The following is an 18,159-nucleotide window of genomic DNA, read 5'->3' as shown; positions in this document are numbered from 1 at the left end:
GCGTCAGTCTCCTGTTGTCGTCGTGGAGGCGGCGGCGGGCGCCGGGCTCAGGAAGTCACTGCCGTGGGCCATGGGCGCGAGACCGAAGTGTGTCGCCAGGCTCTGGCCGATATCGGCGAAGGTCGTCAGACGGCCGGCCTCGTCGCCCAACGGTCCCGCCGCCAAACGCGCGCCGCTGGCAAGCACGGGGACTTGTTCGCGCGTGTGGTCGGTCCCTGTCCAGGTCGGGTCGTTGCCGTGATCGGCGGTGAGAATGAGCAAATCCTCGGGACCGAGCGCCGCCAGTATTTCCGGCAGGCGCCGGTCGAAGGCTTCCAGCGCCTCGGCGTAGCCGTCCGGATCGCGCCGGTGGCCGTACAGCGTGTCGAAGTCGACGAAGTTGGTCATTACCAGCGTTCGATCGCCTGCTTCATCGATGGCTTCGAGCGTGGCATCGAACAGCGCGTCATGGCCGTGGGCCTTGAACACTCTGGAGACGCCGCAATGCGCATAGATATCGCCGATCTTGCCCACGCCCAATACCGTACCGCCGCCGTCGTGCAGCTTTTGGAGTACGGTCGGGGTGGGGGGCTCGATGGCGTAGTCGCGACGGTTGCCGGTGCGCTCGAAGGCGTCCAGCGTCTCGCCGACGAAGGGGCGGGCGATGACGCGACCGATGTTGTAGGGCATCAGCAGCTCGCGGGCAATCTCGCACAGCGCATACAAGCGGTCCAGGCCGAAATGGGTCTCGTGAGCGGCGATCTGGAACACCGAGTCCGCCGAGGTATAGACGATGGGCTTGCCAGTGGCGATATGTTCTTCGCCCAGTGCCTCGAGGATCGGCATGCCGGACGCATGGCAGTTGCCCAACACGCCGGGCAGGTCGGCGCGCTCGATCAGCGCTTCCAAAAGATCGGGCGGGAAGCTCTGCGTCTTGTCGAGGAAGTAACCCCATTCGAACAGTGCCGGCACGCCGGCGATCTCCCAATGCCCGGAGGGCGTGTCCTTGCCCGAGGAAATCTCGGATGCCGCCGCGTAGGCGCCGTCGAGCGTCTCGGGGGGCGTGATGCCCGCGGCCCACTCGCCGGTGGCAAGGTGATGCGCGTGATAGAGCCCCAGCTTTGCCAGGTTGGGCAACGCGAGCGGTCGGCCGGCAGCGGCCCGGTGACGCGCGATATGGCCTAGCGTATCCGCGCCGGCATCGCCGAACGCGGCGGCATCCGGGGCATTGCCGATGCCGAAGGAATCGAGGACGAGCAGGATGGCGCGGATCATGACGATGTCTCCTGACGCAGGGTGGCATGGATCAACGACGTCGGCACGGCGGGATCCGGTTCGCCCAGGGTGAACGCCTCGCGCAGACGCCGAGAGACTGCATCGGCGTCGGTTTGGCTGGCGGCGTGAAGGCGCAACAGCGGTTGCCCGGCCTCGACGCGCTCGCCGAGCGGGGTGATATGCGAGAGGCCGACGCGAGGGTCGATGGCATCCCCGGCGTTGCGGCGTCCGCCGCCCAGTTCGACGACGCCGAGCCCCAGCGCGCGGGTGTCGATGGCGTTGACGGTGCCGGCCCGAGGCGCGACGACCTCGGTCGTGCAGGGGGCGGGTGCTAAATAGTGCGCGGGGCGTTCGGCCAGATCGCTCGGCCCGCCGAGGCCGTGCACCATGCGCGCGAAGCGTTCCAGTGCCTCGCCGGAGGCCAGGGCGGTTTCCAGACGTATCGCGGCGTCGTCGGCATCGGTGGCGAGACCGGCTTGCACGAGCATTTCCGTGGCCAGGGCATGGGTGACCCGATAGAGGCGGCTATCGCGACCTTCCCCTCTCAGAAGACGCAACGCTTCGTGCACTTCCAGGGCATTGCCGGCGCAGTCGGCGAGCGGCTGATTCATGTCGGTCAACAGCACGCTGGTGGGCGTGCCGGCGCTGCTGCCGATGGCGACGATGGCCTCGGCCAGTTCCCGGGAGGCCTCGGCGGTGGGCATGAAGGCGCCGTTGCCGACCTTGACGTCCATGACCAGGGTGTCGAGCCCGCAGGCCAGCTTCTTGCCCAGAATCGAGGCCACGATCAGCGGCAGCGACTCGACCGTGGCGGTCACGTCGCGCACGCCGTACAGGCGCTTGTCGGCAGGGGCGAGGGTGCCGGTCTGCCCGATGATCGCCACGCCGACGTCCTTGACCAGGCGGCGGAAGCGAGCGTCGTCGGGGGTGACGTCATAGCCGGGAATAGCTTCGAGTTTGTCCAGCGTGCCACCGGTGTGGCCGAGCCCGCGCCCCGAGATCATGGGCACATGGCCGCCGCAGGCGGCGATCCACGGCCCCAGCACCAGCGATACCAGATCGCCCACGCCGCCGGTGGAGTGCTTGTCGAGCACCGGGCCGTCGAGGTGCAGGTCGTGCCAGCGCAGGACCTGGCCGGAGTCGCGGGTGGCCTCGGTCAGCGCGATGGCTTCGTCGCGGTTCATGCCGTTGAGCACGACCGCCATGGCGAAGGCGCCGATCTGGGCGTCGCCTACGCTGCCATCGGCGACGCCGCGCATGAAGGTGTGGATGGCGTCGGCGTCGAGGGCTTCGGCGTCGCGCTTACGGCGGAGGATGTCTTGAATCAGCATGACGATAACCGTGTTGTTGTTTGTCGTTGCTTGTCGATGTCTGCCGTTGAATGTCGATAGCGGCCGGTGAGCGCTCAGTAACCCTCTTGGGGCGCCTTGGTCTCGCCGACTTCCAGCGTGGCGAGCAGGGCATCGAGCAGCCCCGAGGCGCCGAAGCGGAAGTGCGCGGGGCTGATCCATGCCTCGCCCATGATCCGTGCGGCCAGCTCGAGATAGGCCTTGGCATCCTCGCTCGTGCGAATGCCGCCGGCGGCCTTGAAGCCGACGTCGCGGCCGCTGTCGCGAATCGTCTCGAGCATGATCTCGGCGGCCTCGAGGGTGGCGTTGACGGCCACCTTGCCGGTGGAGGTCTTGATGAAGTCGGCGCCAGCGGCGATGGCGATCTCGGCCGCCTGACGAATCAGCGTGGGATCCTGAAGTTCACCGGTTTCCAGGATGACCTTCAAGGTCGCGCCACCACAGGCCTCGCGGCAAGCCTCGACGAGCAAGCGGCCGACATCGGGCGCGCCGTCGAGCAGTGCCCGGTAGGGGAAGACCACGTCGACTTCGTCGGCGCCGGCGGCCACGGCGAGGCGTGTCTCGCGCGCGGCACGCTCGGCGTTGGGCGCGCCGTCGGGGAAGTTGGTCACCGTGGCGATGCGCACGCGCTGGATCAGACCGAGGGCGTCGAGTTCGCGCTGGGCGTCCTCGATGAAGGCTGGATACAGGCACAGCGCGGCGGGATGGCCGACGGGCGTGTCGGCACGGCGGCATAGCGCCTGTATACGGGCGCTGTCGTCATCGTCGTTGAGTGAGGTGAGATCCATCAGGGCCAAGGCCTGACGGGCGATGGGCTTGAGATCGGTCATGGGCGTGAGTCCCCGAGTGGCATGCGTCCGGTCGCGGCCGGGGCATGGAGCGATGAGTCGGTCGTACTGCCGCCCGTTGAGCCGGACGGCGCGCAAGAAGACGCTGGCATGGTAATGTCCTTGTCTTTATTGTTGGGATACTTTTGTTATTTTTTTAACAGAAATTTTGTGCCTAAGCTAACAAAAATGTGCCGGGGAATGGCGAGTGATGCTCGTCGACCGGCGTGCCGAGGGAGATGTGACATGAACAGCCGCAGTGCGGCACGCCTTCAATGGCTGCAGGACACCCTGCGTGCAGAAGGCATGCTGCCGATCGCCGAGGCCGCTCAACGCTGCCAAGTGTCGGAGATGACCATACGCCGTGACATCGCCGCCAGCCAGGACACCATCGTCTCGCTGGGCGGGCGCTTGCTGCTGGCCGAGCATCCGCAGGTATCCACCGGCTATGATTTCGCTGCCCAGCAGGACAGTTTCGCCCAGGCCAAGCAGCGCATGTGCGACGAGGCGGCGCGCATGGTCGAGGCCGATGACACGATCTTCGTGGACTGCGGCACGACGCTGATTCCGCTGTTCGCCCAGCTCGACCCCGAGCTGCCGCTGACGGTGGTGACCTATGCTCTCAATGTCGCCAACGCCATCGAGCAACTCGCCTTGCCTCACGTGCGGCTGGTGTTGCTGGGCGGTCTCTATTATCCGGTGTCGCAATCCTTCGGTGGTGAGGAGCTGATCACCGCGATTCGTCGCCTGGGTATCAACAAGGCGTTCATTTCCGCCGCCGGCGTCCACGTCGACAAGGGCGTGAGCTGCTTTCACTTCCATGAGGTGGTGCCCAAGCAGGTAGCGCTGGAGGCTGCCGTGCTATGCATCCTCGTCGCCGACGAGAGCAAGCTCGACCGGGTGCGGCCGGCGTTTTTCGCCGATCTCGAAGCCTTTGATGTGATGCTGACCAGCGGTGCGGCGGGCGAGGCGCTGCGTGATACCTTGATGGCGCGGCCGGGGCACGCTTGGCCGACGCTCAAGGTGGTGTGAGGCGAGGCGTGCGCATGTGGGCTGATGAACAGCCGTTACGGGGCGATTCGGGGCGGCGATGACGTTTGTTCTTTCTCTGATGCTGCTCGGCGTGGTGTTCTTTGCCTCGGCATTGTCCGGCGTCTTCGGCATGGCAGGCGGCTTGATCCTGATGGGCTTTCTGCTGGCCTGGATGCCGGCCACGACGGCCATCGCCGTGCACGGCATCATCCAGATGGGCGCCAACGCTTCGCGGGCCTGGCTATCGCGGCATTACATCGATTGGCGCATCGTGGCGTGGATCGTGCTGGGCGTGATCATGGCGGCGCTGCTGCTGGCAAGCGTTCGTTATACTCCCAGCGAGAATGTCGTGCTGCTTTTGATCGGGGTCATGCCGATTCTGGTGTGGTTGCCGCGTCGCTGGTTCCGGTTCGATGTCTCGCGGCCCGTCGATGCCATCCTGTGCGGGCTGGTCGCCGGCGGCCTGACGATCGCCGCCGGCGTGTCGGGGCCGACCATCGATATCGGCTTCGTGCGCACGCGGCTCGACAGGCGCACGGTGGTGGCCTCCAAGGCGGCGATTCAAGTCATCGCGCATACCATCAAGGTCGTGTTTTATTTCCAGGCGGTACTGGCATTGGAGCGCGGGCAGTGGGGCTGGATAGCGTTGGCGATTCCGTTGAGTTTCCTGGGGACTCGCGCCGGGAATGCCATCCTGCGACGCTTGACGGATGCGAGCTTTCGCGGCTGGACGCGCTGGCTGGTCACTCTGGTGGGCGGATACTACGCCGTGCGTGGCATGATGGGGCTGACCTGAGTGACCTGAGTGACCTGCGCTAGGCATAGGGTGCGTAGGAGGGGGTGATGAGCGCCTCGAAGTCCTCGGCGGGGCCGGGACGTCCGTAGTAATAGCCTTGGTAATGATGACACCCGAGCCGCGCGAGGAAATCGCGTTGGGTCAGGGTTTCCACGCCTTCGGCCACGGTCTTGAGTTGCAAGCTGTCGGCCAGCGCGATAATGGTCTTGACGATGGCGGCGTCGTTGGCGTCGACGAGGACGTCGCGGACGAACGAAATATCGATCTTCAGGGCGTTGAAGGGCAGGCGTTTGAGATAGGCCAGCGACGAATAGCCGGTGCCGAAGTCATCCAGGGAAAAACTGACGCCATGATGCTTGAGCTGCATCATCTTCTCGATGACGCTCTCGACATTGGCGAGTAGCAGGCTCTCGGTCAGTTCCAGGGTCAACCGCTCGGGCGGTGCCTGATAGTCGGCGAGTGCGGCCAGTACCTGGGCGACGAAGTCGTGTTGCTGGAATTGGTGCACGCTGACGTTGACGGATAGCTGCAGGTGAGCCAGCGCCGGGTCGGTGGCCCAGCGGGCGAGCCGTTCGCACGCCTCGGCCAGTACCCAATGCCCCATGGGCACGATCAGTCCGGTTTCCTCGGCAAGGGGAATGAAAGCGCCCGGCGATATCATGCCGCGTTCAGGATGCTGCCAGCGGATCAATGCTTCGGCCCCGATGATCGTGCCCTCGGCATCGACCTGGGGTTGGTAGAGCAAGCGCATCTGAGCGTCTTGAAGGCCCTTGCGCAGCTCGGCTTCCAACCATACGCGGTCATGCAGGGCGGCTTCCAGCTCAGGATGGAAGACGTGACACGCGTTGCCCCCGTCCTGCTTGGCCCGCGAAAGCGCCAGGCTGGCACGCTTGACGAGCTCCTCCGTGGCGATGTCCTCGGCGTGGAACCAAACACCGCCCAGGCTGTGCGTCGTGGTGTGCGAAAAGCCGTCGAGATCGTACACGCCACCGACGGCTTGTTGCACGGTGGACAAGCGGTGTTGCAACTCGACGGTGGCGGCGTCGCGGTCGGATGGCAAGTCGGTCACCACCAGGGCGAATTCGTTGCCGCCCAGGCGTGCCAGGTCGTGTTCGTGGAGAGCGAAACGCGCGAGGCGTCGTGTCACATGGCGCAGCAGCATATCGCCGGCGGCATTGCCTCGTGAGTCGTTGAGCGCCTTGAAGTTGTCGATATCGAGCATGATCAACGCGCCGCTCTGTCCCCGCGTGTGACATCTTGCCTGCATGGCGCCAAGGCGCCTATGAAGCGTCTGGCGGTTGGGCAGATCGGTCAAGGGGTCGTGATGGGCGAGGCGATGAATCTTCGCTTCCGCTTCACGGTGGGCGCTCAGGTCATGAAGCGTGGCGACGAAGTGATGGGCGTTGCCGTGGCTGTAATCGACGCGATTGACGCTGACGCGTACAGGAAATGCCTCGCCGTTCTTGCGTCGCGCCTCGATCTCGCCTTGCCATTGGCCATGCTGGGCGACGAAACGTTGGATGTCTCGGTGCGCCTGAGCGCTTTCATGTGAGTATTCGAGAATCGATAAAGGCTGGTTGTGGATTTCGGCGGGGGTATAGCCGGTCAGCGTCGAGAACGTACGGTTGCTGAGCACGATCCGGCCTTGGTCATCGAAGAGTAAGAAAGCGTCGTTGATGGCGGCGATCACCTCCATGAGTTGCTCGCGCGACATGACGGATTGGCGCTGATGGCGCTGCAGACGCCGAGCGATGAATACCCAGAGGCCGGCAATCATCAACAGGAAGGTGACGATACCGCTGACGCTGACACCCAGCCAGGAGGCAGGCGCCACCGCTTGTTGAGGCACGGGCGTCGCCGTGGGCAGATAATAGGTGGCCGACATGGCGGTATAGTGCATGCCGCTGATGGCCAGCGAGATACAGGCGGCGACCCCGAACAGTCGGCGGTCGAGGTGTGCCAGGCGTCGATGACGAACGCAGTAGCGATGGGCCAGCATGGCCACCATGCCGAGTACCAGCGCAACGCCGAGCGATATGAAGAAAAGGGTCGCGTCATAGCGTACGGCGACGGGCATGCGCATGGCTTCCATGCCCAGGTAGTGCATGATGCCGATACCCATGCCGAGCACGATGCCGCCGACCAGGGAATAGCTCAGGTGGGGCCGGGGCATCGCCATGATCCGCAGGGCATAGCCGCTGCCGAGCATGGCAGGCAAGAGGGATAGCAGTGTCAGGCCCACATCGTACTGCATGGGCAGCGGCAGGCGCAGGGCCAGCATGCCGGTGAAATGCATGCTCCATACGCCGAGTCCCATCATGCCGGCACCGGCCAGCAGCCAACCCTGGCGTCGCCAATTGCCGTTGGCTTCCTGCATGCGGTCGCCGATGAGCAGGCCCAGGCCTGCCGCCACCCAGGCCACGAGACAAGACAAGGCAATGAGTTTGACGTCCCACTCTCCCTGAATGGCGTCTGGCAGGCCTTGCGATGTCAGAAATAGGGCCATGTCGTGCTTTCCTTGCCATGTCGTGCCTGAATGCCATCCATTCGCCAATCTGATGGTGATGGGAATGTTATCGGCATGTCGGGGCCGCAACTTCAGTGTATTTCACACCGAGTTCATGGCAAGTGGCTAATCCGGGACTGACGATCATCCAGGGGACTTTGCCCGAAATAGCGTTTGTAATCGCGACTGAACTGCGAGGCGCTCTGATAGCCGACCTGGCTGCCCGCCTGCGCCACCTGGTAGCCTTGCTGGGTGAGCAGCAGGCGTGCCTTGAGTAGCCGCAAGCGCTTGAGATACTGCATTGGTGCGAGTTGCGTCGTGCGCTTGAAGTGATGGTGAAAGTGCGAGGCGCTCATGTTGACGCGCTGGGCGAGGCTTTCCACGTTCAAGGGCTGGGTATATTGCTGATGCAGGAAAGTCAGCGCCTCGGCGATGCGGGAATATTGACCGTGATGGGCCACCAGCTGGCGCAGTGAGGCGCCCTGGGGACCGCGCAGTGCGGCGAACAGCACCTCGCGGATGCGGCCGTCGCCCAGCGCTGCGGCTTGTTCGTGATCGTGCAGGCAGTCGATCAGCCGCATGACGCTATCGCCCATGTCCGCGTCCATGTCGACGGCGGCCATGGGGGCGGGCATGCGCGTGGGAGGCGTCGAGGGCAGGCGCCTGACCATCTCGCCGAGCATGGCCATGTCGAGACTCACCGAAAGCCCCAACAAGGGCGCCGTATCGCTGGCATGGGTCTCGCATTCGAAGGGCAGCGGCATGGCCTGAATCAGATAGTGGCCGGCACCGTAGTGGATGATGCGATCCTCGAGGTAGCCGGTCTTGTTGCCTTGCACGATGATCACCAGGCTCGGTTCGTACATCAGCGGTGTGCGCGCGTGCCCGCAGTGCGAAGTGATCAGCTGTACGCCGGGCAGGGAAGTGGCGGCGAAGCCTTCCTGGGTCGCCAGCGGCGCCAGGCGTGCTGCGAGACGTTCTTCCAGCGTATGCTCGACGGCAGCATGCGTGGGGCTCGGGGGGGGCGGGTGTAGCAGGGTCATCGGCGTCTCCTCGGCGATAGCGAACGCCGTCATAGGATAACATCGTGCATGAAATTTGCCGTCTGGCATGATTATCGTGTGGGTGGCGAGCAGTATCTGGCAAACATTGCATAGAATCGGGCATGGTCGAGACGGCCTGTCATGCCCACACTGTCGGCGTTCGTGATCGAGGCTCGGTGATCGCTCGTACATGACGCCGAGCCGTTACGCGATTGCACTCACCATTGAAAGGATATTCGCTATGCCACAAGCGACGGGCTATGCCATGCACTCTGCGGAGTCGGCACTCGAGCCGTTTGCCTTCGAGCGCCGTGAACCGCGCCCGGATGATGTCGCCATCGAGATTCTTTACTGCGGCGTATGCCACAGCGATCTGCACTTCGCGCGCGACGACTGGGGGATGGCGCAGTATCCGATCGTGCCCGGTCACGAGATCGTCGGTCGGGTCACCTCCGTCGGCAGCGAGGTCAGCAATTTCAAGGCAGGTGACGTGGTCGGCGTGGGCTGCATGGTCGATTCCTGCCGTCATTGCCAGGCGTGCGGCGATGGCCTGGAGCAGTATTGTGCCGAAGGTTTCACCATGACCTACGGCAGCCCCGATCGCCATGACGGCAGCCTTACTCAGGGCGGCTATTCCGATCGGGTCACGGTCAGCGAACGATTCGTGCTGCGCATGCCGGAAGGTATCGATCTGAAGTCCGCCGCGCCGCTGCTGTGCGCTGGTATCACCACTTATTCGCCGCTCGTGCATTACGGCGTCAAGCCGGGGCATAAGGTCGGCGTCATCGGCATGGGCGGTCTGGGCCACATGGGCGTCAAGCTGGCCCAGGCGCTGGGCGCCGAGGTCACGCTGTTCACGCGCTCCGAGAGCAAGGTGGAAGAGGCCAAGTCGAACGGCGCCGATCACGTGGTGGTCTCCACTGACGAGGCGCAGATGGCGGCGGTCACCGAAACCTTCGACTTCATGCTCGATACCGTGCCCAATGAGCACGACCTGAACCCGTACCTGCAAGCCTTGAAGTATGACGGCACGCATATTCTGGTCGGCCAGATGCAGCCCCTGGAGCCTGGCGTGGCGGGTGCCAACCTGATCTTCCGGCGCCGGGTGCTGGCCGGCTCGTTGATCGGCGGCATTCCCGAGACGCAGGAATTGCTGGATTTCTGCGCCGAGAAGGGCATTACCTGCGATGTCGAGATGATCGATATCCAGAACATCAACGAAGCCTGGGACCGCATGCAGAAAGGCGATGTACGTTATCGCTTCGTCATCGACATGGCATCGATGAAGAACGACTGAGCAGTCCAGTACGGCTTACTCAGTGATCGTGTCAGGCGCGGGCCATGTCCCGCGCCTTTTCATTGATGCCTCCGCCCTCATCCGTGTCGGGTGTCCCTGCCCGCGCATGTCGCCTCTCCTGAGCGTGGCTCAGTCGCGCAGTCGCGTCAGCCCTTCCTGTGCCACCGACGCCACCAAGCGTCCTTGTCGGTCGTAGACGCTGCCGCGCGCGAATCCGCGAGCTCCGCCGGCCCAGGGGCTTTCCATGTCATACAGTAACCAGTCGTTGATGGCCGCCTCGTCATGGAACCATAAGGCATGATCGAGACTCGCGATCTGCAGTCGAGGATCGCCGAAAAAGGTGTCGTGCGAGACGAGGCTGGTGGTCAGCAGGTTGAAATCAGAGCTGTAGGCGAGCAGGTTGCGATGCAATGAGCCGTCGTTGGGCAACTCGCCGGCCAGGCGGAACCAGAGTCGTTTGCGTGGCATGTCAGTGGTGGTATCCGGGAAATGCAGGAACTCGATGGGGTGGCCGTCGAAACGTTGCACCTCGGCCCCCGCGTCGAGCAGTGCTTGGGGCGAGTCGAGTTCGGGCATCACGCGCTGATGGATGAAGCCGGGTTCTTCACCCTGGAACGAGGCACTGCAGAAGAAGATGGTCTTGCCGTTCTGGATGGCGCTGACCCGGCGGGTGGTGAAACTGCCGCCGTCGCGTACGCGGTCGACCTGATACACTACGGGGCGTTTGGCATCGCCGGGGCGCAGAAAATAGCCATGCAGCGAATGGGCCCGACGGGTCGCTTCCACCGTGCGGGTGGCGGCGGAGAGTGCTTGGCCGAGGACCTGGCCGCCAAACAACTGGGGAAGACCGAGGTCCTGACTGCGACCGCGAAACAGGTTTTCCTCCAGGGGTTCAAGGCCTAGTAGGTCGACGAGGGTGGCGAGGGGGTGCGTCATGCCGGCATCCTTCTGATGGCTCGTTTTCATACGACTGTTCCAATTCTACCAGCATACCGGAGTGCCTTCGTGATGCGCAGCGATACCTTCTACATGCACCGTGCGCTGGATCAAGCGCGCATGGGGTTGGAGGCAGGCGAGGTGCCGGTGGGCGCGGTGGTGGTCGAGCCCGGTGGCGAGATCGTGGGCGCCGGGTTCAACGCCCCGGTGTCGTGTCATGACCCGAGCGGGCATGCCGAGGTACGCGCCTTGCGCGACGCCGCCGCGCATCTGGGAAATTACCGGCTGGATAGCTGCACGCTCTTCGTCACCTTGGAACCCTGCATGATGTGCGCCGGCGCACTCATTCATGCGCGTGTAGGCCGAGTCGTGTATGGCGCTGCCGAACCCAAGAGCGGCATGGTCGAGTCACGGGCCAACCTGTTTGCCCAGCCGTGGTTCAATCATCGTGTCGAGGTGGAAGGTGGGGTGCTGGCCTCGCGCGCCACGCAATTGCTCAAGGCATTCTTTGCGGCGCGGCGCGAATGATGCACGAAACCATATCGTGGCGATCGCCTACAGCACCGGTGGGACGGTATTGAAGGGCGTTTGGGGGAAGGTGTCGTCGCTTTTGCCGAGCTGGTGGAATTGACGGCGACTGCGGTCCACGTACTTGAGGATTTCGTAGTAACGGCGAATGTTGCGCACGTAGATCACCGGTTCGCCGCCGCGCGCATAGCCGTGACGCACCTGGCTGTACCATTTGCGCTTCTGCAGCAGCGGTAGTGCCTTGCGGACGTCGGCCCAACTGTAGGGATCGCCACCCCGCATCTCGGCGATCTTCTGGGCATCGTAGAGATGCCCCAAGCCGACGTTATAGGCCGCCAGGGCCATCCAGGTGCGATCCGGCTCGGTGATCTCTTCCTGCAGCCGACCCTTCACATGCTTGAGATAGGTGGCGCCGCCTCTGATGCTCTGTTCGGGGTCGAGACGGTTGCTCACGCCGACTTCGCCGGCGGTGGCATTGGTCAGCATCATGAGCCCCCGCACGCCGGTCGGCGATGTGGCACGCGGTTTCCAATGCGATTCCTGATAGCCCAATGCGGCAAGCAATTTCCAGTCGAAGCCGGTTCGACGAGCGGCTTTCTTGAAGGCATCCTCGTATTTCGGCAAGCGCTTTTGGGTATGGCGAATGAAAATGCTTGCCCCTACGTATTCCAGATAATTGTCATGACCGAAGTACTGGTCGATCAATGCACGCAACTTGCCATTGTGCTGCATGCGCGCGATAAGCCGATTGGCCGCTTGCAGGAGGGCGACACCGTTGCTCTTGGGAAACGCCCATACCAGGCTTTGTGGCTTGCCCAACGCGAAACCACGCTCGACGTCGGGAAAGAACAGACGGTTGATCTTGAATTGATGCGCGTAGACGACGGCGGCATCGAGTTCGCCTTTCTCGACCATCTCGATGAGGTCGGTGACCTCCAGCTCATCGGTTTCCTGCCAACTCAGCTTGGGAAACTTTTCTTGCAGCGCTCGCAGGGCGCGGCTAGTGCCCGAGTTCTTGATCACAGCGATTTTCAGGCCCAGCAAGTCCTGCGGCGTTTCAGGCGTCGCGATGTCCGGGCCATGGATCACCAGGGGCTGCATCGCCATGATCGGGCGACTGTAGAGGATGCCAGGCTCGATAGGATCGAGCGCCAGATTGGCGGCGCCGAAGTCGGCACGGCCGTCGCGCACGGCATCGAGCACATCGTCGATATTGCCTTGGCTATCGACCGTGAGGCTGACGCCGAGCATTGCGGCGAATTGTTGCACCAGCTCGTATTCGAACCCTGTGGGGCCGTGGCGACCTTCGTAATACGTGGTCGGGGTGTTGCGGGTGGCGACCTCAATGAAGCCACGCGAGGAAATCGCCGACAAGGCCGCATCCCGTTCGAGGAAGAGGCGATTGTCGGGCGTCAGCAGCGCGAGCAGGGCGAAGAAAGTTGCCGCCACAGGGCGCATGTAACGAAGCAGAGCATCGAGCATACCGGTTCTGGTCAGCGATGAGAGGGGATACCTTATCGGGCGTTGCCTCTCATGTCACCCGGTGCCGATTCCACGCGTGTCGCTATCCTGCAATGGGTGGTTTCGCCCGTGAGCGGCTTTTCCATTATCATGGGGGCTCATTGGCCGCCGCCCGCGGCATCGTCTACCTGTTGTCCCAGAGGCTTATTCGACATGCTCGAACTGCGAGGAGCGCCCGCCCTTTCCGCTTTCCGCCATGCCAAGCTGTTAGCCGCGTTGCGTGATGCCGTGCCCGAGGTCGAGGCGTTGCACGCCGATTACGTGCACTTCGTCGACCACCAAGACGAGCTTGACGACACGGCGCGCGAGATCCTGGCGCAACTGCTGACCTACGGTCCCGTGCGCGAGGGCGCGGACGCCGAGCCCCAGGGGCAGTTGTTCCTGGTCGTGCCCCGCCTGGGCACGTTGTCGCCGTGGTCCTCCAAGGCCACCGACATCGCCCACAATTGCGGCCTGGCTCAGGTGCGGCGCATCGAGCGCGGCATCGCGTATCGCGTGACGCTGGCGGGCAAGCTCGACGAAGCGACGTTCGCGGCGCTCGTCGCGGTGCTGCACGACCCCATGACCGAAACGGTACTGGCCAATTCGAGTGATGCCGTCAAGCTGTTCGAGCAGCACGAGCCGGCGCCGCTGGGGCGAATCGATGTACTCGGAGGCGGACGCGACGCGCTGGTGGATGCCAACGATGGGCTGGGTCTGGCGCTGGCCGATGACGAAATCGATTATCTGCTCGAGGCCTTTCGCTCGCTCGCTCGCAATCCCACCGACGTCGAATTGATGATGTTCGCGCAGGCCAATTCCGAGCACTGCCGGCACAAGATATTCAACGCCGACTGGACCATCGATGGCGAGGCCCAGCCGCATTCGCTGTTCAAGATGATCAAGAACACCCATGCGTGTTCCAGCGACGATATCCTTTCGGCCTACAGCGACAATGCTGCCGTGATTCGTGGTACTGAGGCCGGGCGCTTCTTTGCCGCCCCCTGGTTGCCGGGTCACGAGCAGGAAGCGCGCTATGCAGCGACACAAGAACCCATCCACATTCTGATGAAGGTGGAGACCCATAACCATCCGACGGCCATCGCGCCGCACCCCGGCGCGGCGACCGGGGCCGGCGGCGAGATTCGCGACGAAGGCGCGACCGGCGTCGGCGGCAAGCCCAAGGCGGGGCTCACCGGGTTCGCGGTGTCCAACCTGCGTATCCCCGAGTTCGTGCAGCCCTGGGAAGCCTTCGACTACGGCAAGCCCGCGCGCATTCAGTCGGCACTCGACATCATGCTCGAGGCGCCCATCGGCGGGGCGGCGTTCAACAACGAGTTCGGACGCCCCAACCTGAGCGGCTTTTTCCGCACCTACGAGCAGGACGCGGTCGGCGCGGCCGGGATCGAGCGGCGCGGCTATCACAAGCCGGTGATGCTCGCCGGCGGCTACGGCAATATTCGCGACGGCCATGTCGCCAAGGGCGATATACCGGTCGGTGGCAAGCTGATCGTGATGGGGGGGCCGTCGATGAAGATTGGCCTCGGCGGCGGGGCGGCGTCGAGCATGGCCTCGGGCGCCTCCAGCGAGGATCTCGATTTCGCCTCCGTACAACGTGACAACGCGGAGATCGAACGCCGCGTCCAGGAAGTCATCGACCGGTGCTGGGCGCTGGGCGACGACAATCCCATCTGCTTCATTCACGACGTGGGCGCCGGCGGGCTGTCCAATGCGCTGCCGGAGCTGGTCAAGGACGGCGAGCGGGGCGGGCGTTTCGAGCTGCGCGACATCCCCAATGCCGAGCCGGGCATGAGCCCGCTGGCCATCTGGTGCAACGAGGCCCAGGAGCGCTACGTGCTGGCGGTGGCGCCGGACGACCTGGAGGCCTTCGACGCGCTGTGCCGGCGCGAGCGTTGCCCCTATGCCGTGGTCGGCGAGGCGACCGAGGCTCACCATCTGTCGGTCCACGATGGTCACTTCGATACGCGTCCCGTCGACCTGCCGATGAACGTGCTGTTCGGCAAGCCGCCCAAGATGTCGCGGGCCTTCGAGCGACGCACGCTGACGATGCCCAGCCTGGGGCTCGACAATCTCGATCTGCGTGAGGCGCTGGATCGGGTGCTGCGGCTGCCGGCCGTGGCGTCCAAGAGCTTTCTGATCACCATCGGCGACCGTTCGATCACCGGTCAGGTGGCGCGCGACCAGATGGTCGGGCCCTGGCAGGTACCCGTGGCGGACTGCGCGGTGACCACAGCCAGTTTCGATACGCATGCCGGCGAGGCCATGGCCCTCGGCGAGCGTCCGCCGGTGGCACTGGTCGACCCGGCGGCCAGCGCCCGCCTGGCGGTGGCCGAGGCCATCACCAACCTGGCGGCGGCGCCGATCGCCAAGCTTTCCGACATCAAGCTCTCCGCCAACTGGATGAGCGCCGCCGAGCATGACGGCGAGAACCAGGCCCTGTATGACGCCGTGCATGCCGTGGGCATGGACCTCTGCCCGCAGCTGGGCATCGCCATTCCGGTGGGCAAGGACTCGATGTCCATGCGCACCGCCTGGCGGGAAGAAACCGCCGAGGGCGAACACGAAGACAAGAGCGTGACAGCGCCGCTGACGCTCGATATCACCGGTTTCGCGCCGGTCACCGATGCCATGCGCACCCTGACCCCGCAGTTGCGCCTGGATCAGGACGAGAGCGACTTGATTCTCATCGACCTGGGCCAGGGGCAGAACCGTCTTGGTGGGTCGGCGTTGGCCCAGGTATACGGACAGGTCGGTGATGCGTGTCCCGATCTCGAGGATGCCGAGGATCTCAAGGCCTTTTTCGCCGTCATTCAAGGACTCAATGCTGACGGCAAGTTGCTTGCCTACCATGATCGCAGCGACGGCGGTCTGCTGGTGACCCTGCTGGAAATGGCCTTTGCGGCGCGCGGCGGACTGGAGGTCAAGCTCGACTGGTTGATCGATGACGCCTACGAGGCCTTCGATGCCTTGTTCGCCGAAGAACTGGGCGCAGTGATTCAGGTCAATCGCCGCGATACCGAGTTCGTGCTCGCCCAACTGGCGGCGGCGGGTCTCGAGACCTGCGGGGTGGTGGCGCGGCCGCGTTACGACGATCAGGTGCGTGTCACCTTGTTCGAGGAGCCGCTGCTGGAAACCACGCGGGCCATCGCCCAGCGCACCTGGACCGAGACCAGCTACCGCATGCAGGCGCTGCGCGACAATCCGCAGTGTGCCAAGTCCGAATTCGATGCCTTGCTCGACCTGCGCGACCCCGGTCTCTCGGCACAGCCCAGCTTCGATGTCGACGAGGACATCGCTGCGCCCTACATCGGACGCGGCGCACAACCCCGTGTGGCGATATTACGCGAGCAGGGTGTCAACGGGCATGTCGAGATGGCGGCGGCCTTCGACCATGCCGGCTTCGCGGCCATCGACGTGCACATGAGCGATATCCTCGAAGGGCGCGTCGATCTGGCGACCATGAAGGGGCTGGTCGCCTGTGGCGGCTTCTCGTACGGCGACGTGCTCGGCGCCGGCGGCGGCTGGGCCAAGTCGGTGCTGTTCAATGATCGCGCGCGCGATGCCTTCGCCGGCTTCTTCCAGCGTGATGACAGCTTCTCGCTGGGGGTGTGCAACGGCTGCCAGATGCTCTCGCAGCTCAAGTCGTTGATCCCCGGGGCCGAGAACTGGCCGCGTTTCGTGCGCAACGAGTCCGAGCAGTTCGAGGCGCGCGTGAGCATGGTGCAGGTCGAGAAGAGCCCGTCGATCCTGCTGGCCGGCATGGAAGGGTCGCGCCTGCCGATCGCCGTGGCCCACGGCGAGGGGCGCGCCGAGTTCCGTGACAGCGGCCACTTGCGCAGCATGCAGACCAGCGACCAGATCGCCCTGCGCTATGTGGACAACTACGGCCAGGTGACGACGCGCTATCCCGCCAACCCCAATGGCTCTTCTGCGGGCATCACGGGGCTGACCACGCCGGATGGCCGCGTGACGATCATGATGCCGCACCCCGAGCGTGTGGCCCGCGCGGTCACCAACTCCTGGCGTCCCGACGAATGGCGGCAGGACGGTGCCTGGATGCGGATGTTCCGCAACGCCCGGGTGTGGGTGGACTGATCGCGCCCTCTCGCCATGCAACGACGGGGGCACGAGGACGCCTGTGGGTCCTCGCATGACCCACAGGCGCTTCGAAATGCGTTAGCTTGCGCAGGTATGTTGCATTCATGGACCCGTCAATGACACACGACTCTCACTCCGAACGGCACGGAGGCTTTTCTCATGCGGGTGTCGCGGACTCGCACATGGGCCCTGCGCGGCTCAGCGACAAGGTCTATGGCGATATCGTCGAGCGCATCCTGCAAGGGGAGTACGACGAGGGGCATCGGCTGCCCTCCGAGGCCAGGCTGGCTGAGATGAATCAGGTATCACGTCCGGTCGTTCGCCAGGCGCTGTCACGTTTGAGGGAAGATGGCGTAGTACGCTCTCAGCGCGGCGCAGGGAGTTACGTGATGCGCCGTCCGGACCGTGCCATGCTGGACTTCGCCCCGCTGGACAGCCTGGCGGACATGCAGCGTTGTTTCGAGTTCCGTGCGGCGCTCGAGGGCGAGTCGGCACGTGCCGCCACGCACTATGCCTCGTCGTCGTCGCTCAAGGACATCGAGAAGGCGCTGCAGCGTCTGGAAGCCTGTATTCAAGGGGGCGAACTTGGCGTGGATGCCGATTTCGGCTTTCACCTCGCGGTGGCCTATGCCACCAACAACCGGTTTTTCAGCGATACCCTCCTGTCCCTCAAGACACAGATCAATTTCGGCCAGAATCTGGCGCGCAACCTCGGTCTGCGTCGTCCGGGGCTGCATTTGCCGGAAGTCCAGGATGAGCATGTGCGAATCTTCGAGGCCATTCGTGCGGGCGATGCCGAACTGGCCTGCCAGCGGATGCGCGAGCACATCGGCAATTCGCGTCGCCGGGTATTCGAAGGGTAACGGCGGCGTCTGACAACGTGTGACAGCATTCCTTGAACAACTCAGGCAACGTCGGCCCTCCCCTTTTTTAAAAAAGATTTTTATCTGACAAGTATTTGTTTTTGTTGTA

At 64.1% G+C, this 18,159-nt stretch carries 13 protein-coding genes; 6 read left to right on the top strand and 7 right to left on the bottom strand.

Translation table 11 applies throughout. The annotated features are described in order from the left end of the window. Positions 1-3: 3 nt before the first annotated feature. The 3 genes from C8E00_RS04820 to deoC form a co-directional block, all read right to left on the bottom strand. Entirely contained in the window at positions 4-1,254 is a 1,251-nt protein-coding gene (locus C8E00_RS04820) for a phosphopentomutase (RefSeq protein ID WP_133695182.1), read from the bottom strand. Then, positions 1,251-2,585 (bottom strand): thymidine phosphorylase, encoded by a 1,335-nt coding sequence (deoA, locus tag C8E00_RS04815; RefSeq protein ID WP_133695180.1) that lies wholly within the window; start codon positions 2,583-2,585, stop codon positions 1,251-1,253. The genes C8E00_RS04820 and deoA overlap by 4 nt, the downstream gene beginning before the upstream one ends. 74 nt (positions 2,586-2,659) lie before the next feature. After that, a complete protein-coding gene (deoC, locus tag C8E00_RS04810) occupies positions 2,660-3,433 on the bottom strand; it encodes a deoxyribose-phosphate aldolase (RefSeq protein WP_133695177.1) in 774 nt (257 codons plus the stop codon). A gap of 243 nt (positions 3,434-3,676) precedes the next feature. Between deoC and C8E00_RS04805 the strand changes: the two genes are divergently transcribed. Continuing rightward, a complete protein-coding gene (locus tag C8E00_RS04805; RefSeq protein ID WP_133695174.1) occupies positions 3,677-4,462 on the top strand; it encodes a DeoR/GlpR family DNA-binding transcription regulator in 786 nt (261 codons plus the stop codon). Between the two features lie 58 nt (positions 4,463-4,520). Next, on the top strand, positions 4,521-5,258 hold the full coding sequence (locus tag C8E00_RS04800; protein WP_133695171.1) for a sulfite exporter TauE/SafE family protein: 738 nt from the start codon (positions 4,521-4,523) through the stop codon (positions 5,256-5,258). A gap of 19 nt (positions 5,259-5,277) precedes the next feature. Here C8E00_RS04800 and C8E00_RS04795 read toward each other — a convergent pair whose 3' ends face one another. Together C8E00_RS04795 and C8E00_RS04790 are read right to left on the bottom strand one after the other, a co-directional pair. Then, positions 5,278-7,764, bottom strand: coding sequence for an EAL domain-containing protein (locus tag C8E00_RS04795; protein WP_133695168.1), 2,487 nt, complete (start codon positions 7,762-7,764; stop codon positions 5,278-5,280). Between the two features lie 113 nt (positions 7,765-7,877). Further along, complete coding sequence (locus C8E00_RS04790) at positions 7,878-8,807, bottom strand: AraC family transcriptional regulator (RefSeq protein WP_208291875.1); 930 nt, start codon at positions 8,805-8,807, stop codon at positions 7,878-7,880. Positions 8,808-9,048: 241 nt separating this feature from the next. Between C8E00_RS04790 and C8E00_RS04785 the strand changes: the two genes are divergently transcribed. Continuing rightward, positions 9,049-10,104, top strand: a complete 1,056-nt coding sequence (locus C8E00_RS04785; protein WP_133695166.1) for an NAD(P)-dependent alcohol dehydrogenase — start codon at positions 9,049-9,051, stop codon at positions 10,102-10,104. A gap of 129 nt (positions 10,105-10,233) precedes the next feature. Here the strand turns inward: C8E00_RS04785 and C8E00_RS04780 are convergent, their stop codons facing one another. After that, a complete protein-coding gene (locus tag C8E00_RS04780) occupies positions 10,234-11,040 on the bottom strand; it encodes an acyl-CoA thioesterase (RefSeq protein WP_133695163.1) in 807 nt (268 codons plus the stop codon). A 72-nt stretch (positions 11,041-11,112) separates the two neighbouring features. On the opposite strand from C8E00_RS04780, the gene tadA reads away from it, so the two are divergent. Beyond that, a complete protein-coding gene (gene tadA / locus C8E00_RS04775; protein WP_133695161.1) occupies positions 11,113-11,568 on the top strand; it encodes a tRNA adenosine(34) deaminase TadA in 456 nt (151 codons plus the stop codon). Positions 11,569-11,595: 27 nt separating this feature from the next. Here the strand turns inward: tadA and mltF are convergent, their stop codons facing one another. Further along, positions 11,596-13,050, bottom strand: a complete 1,455-nt coding sequence (gene mltF, locus C8E00_RS04770; RefSeq protein WP_133695159.1) for a membrane-bound lytic murein transglycosylase MltF — start codon at positions 13,048-13,050, stop codon at positions 11,596-11,598. Positions 13,051-13,242: 192 nt separating this feature from the next. Here mltF and purL point away from each other — a divergent pair, with 192 nt between their 5' ends. Both purL and C8E00_RS04760 read left to right on the top strand, forming a co-directional pair. Continuing rightward, complete coding sequence (purL, locus tag C8E00_RS04765; protein WP_133695156.1) at positions 13,243-17,184, top strand: phosphoribosylformylglycinamidine synthase; 3,942 nt, start codon at positions 13,243-13,245, stop codon at positions 17,182-17,184. A gap of 185 nt (positions 17,185-17,369) precedes the next feature. Beyond that, positions 17,370-18,050 carry a FadR/GntR family transcriptional regulator gene (locus tag C8E00_RS04760; protein WP_133695153.1) on the top strand — a complete coding sequence of 227 codons (681 nt, stop codon included), beginning with the start codon at positions 17,370-17,372 and terminating at the stop codon, positions 18,048-18,050. Positions 18,051-18,159: the final 109 nt, after the last annotated feature.

The organism is Chromohalobacter marismortui, assembly GCF_004364315.1.
In the GTDB taxonomy this organism is placed as follows: domain Bacteria; phylum Pseudomonadota; class Gammaproteobacteria; order Pseudomonadales; family Halomonadaceae; genus Chromohalobacter; species Chromohalobacter marismortui.
The sequence above is the reverse complement of the archived record's forward strand: the minus strand, read 5'-3'. Positions and strand labels throughout refer to the sequence as shown.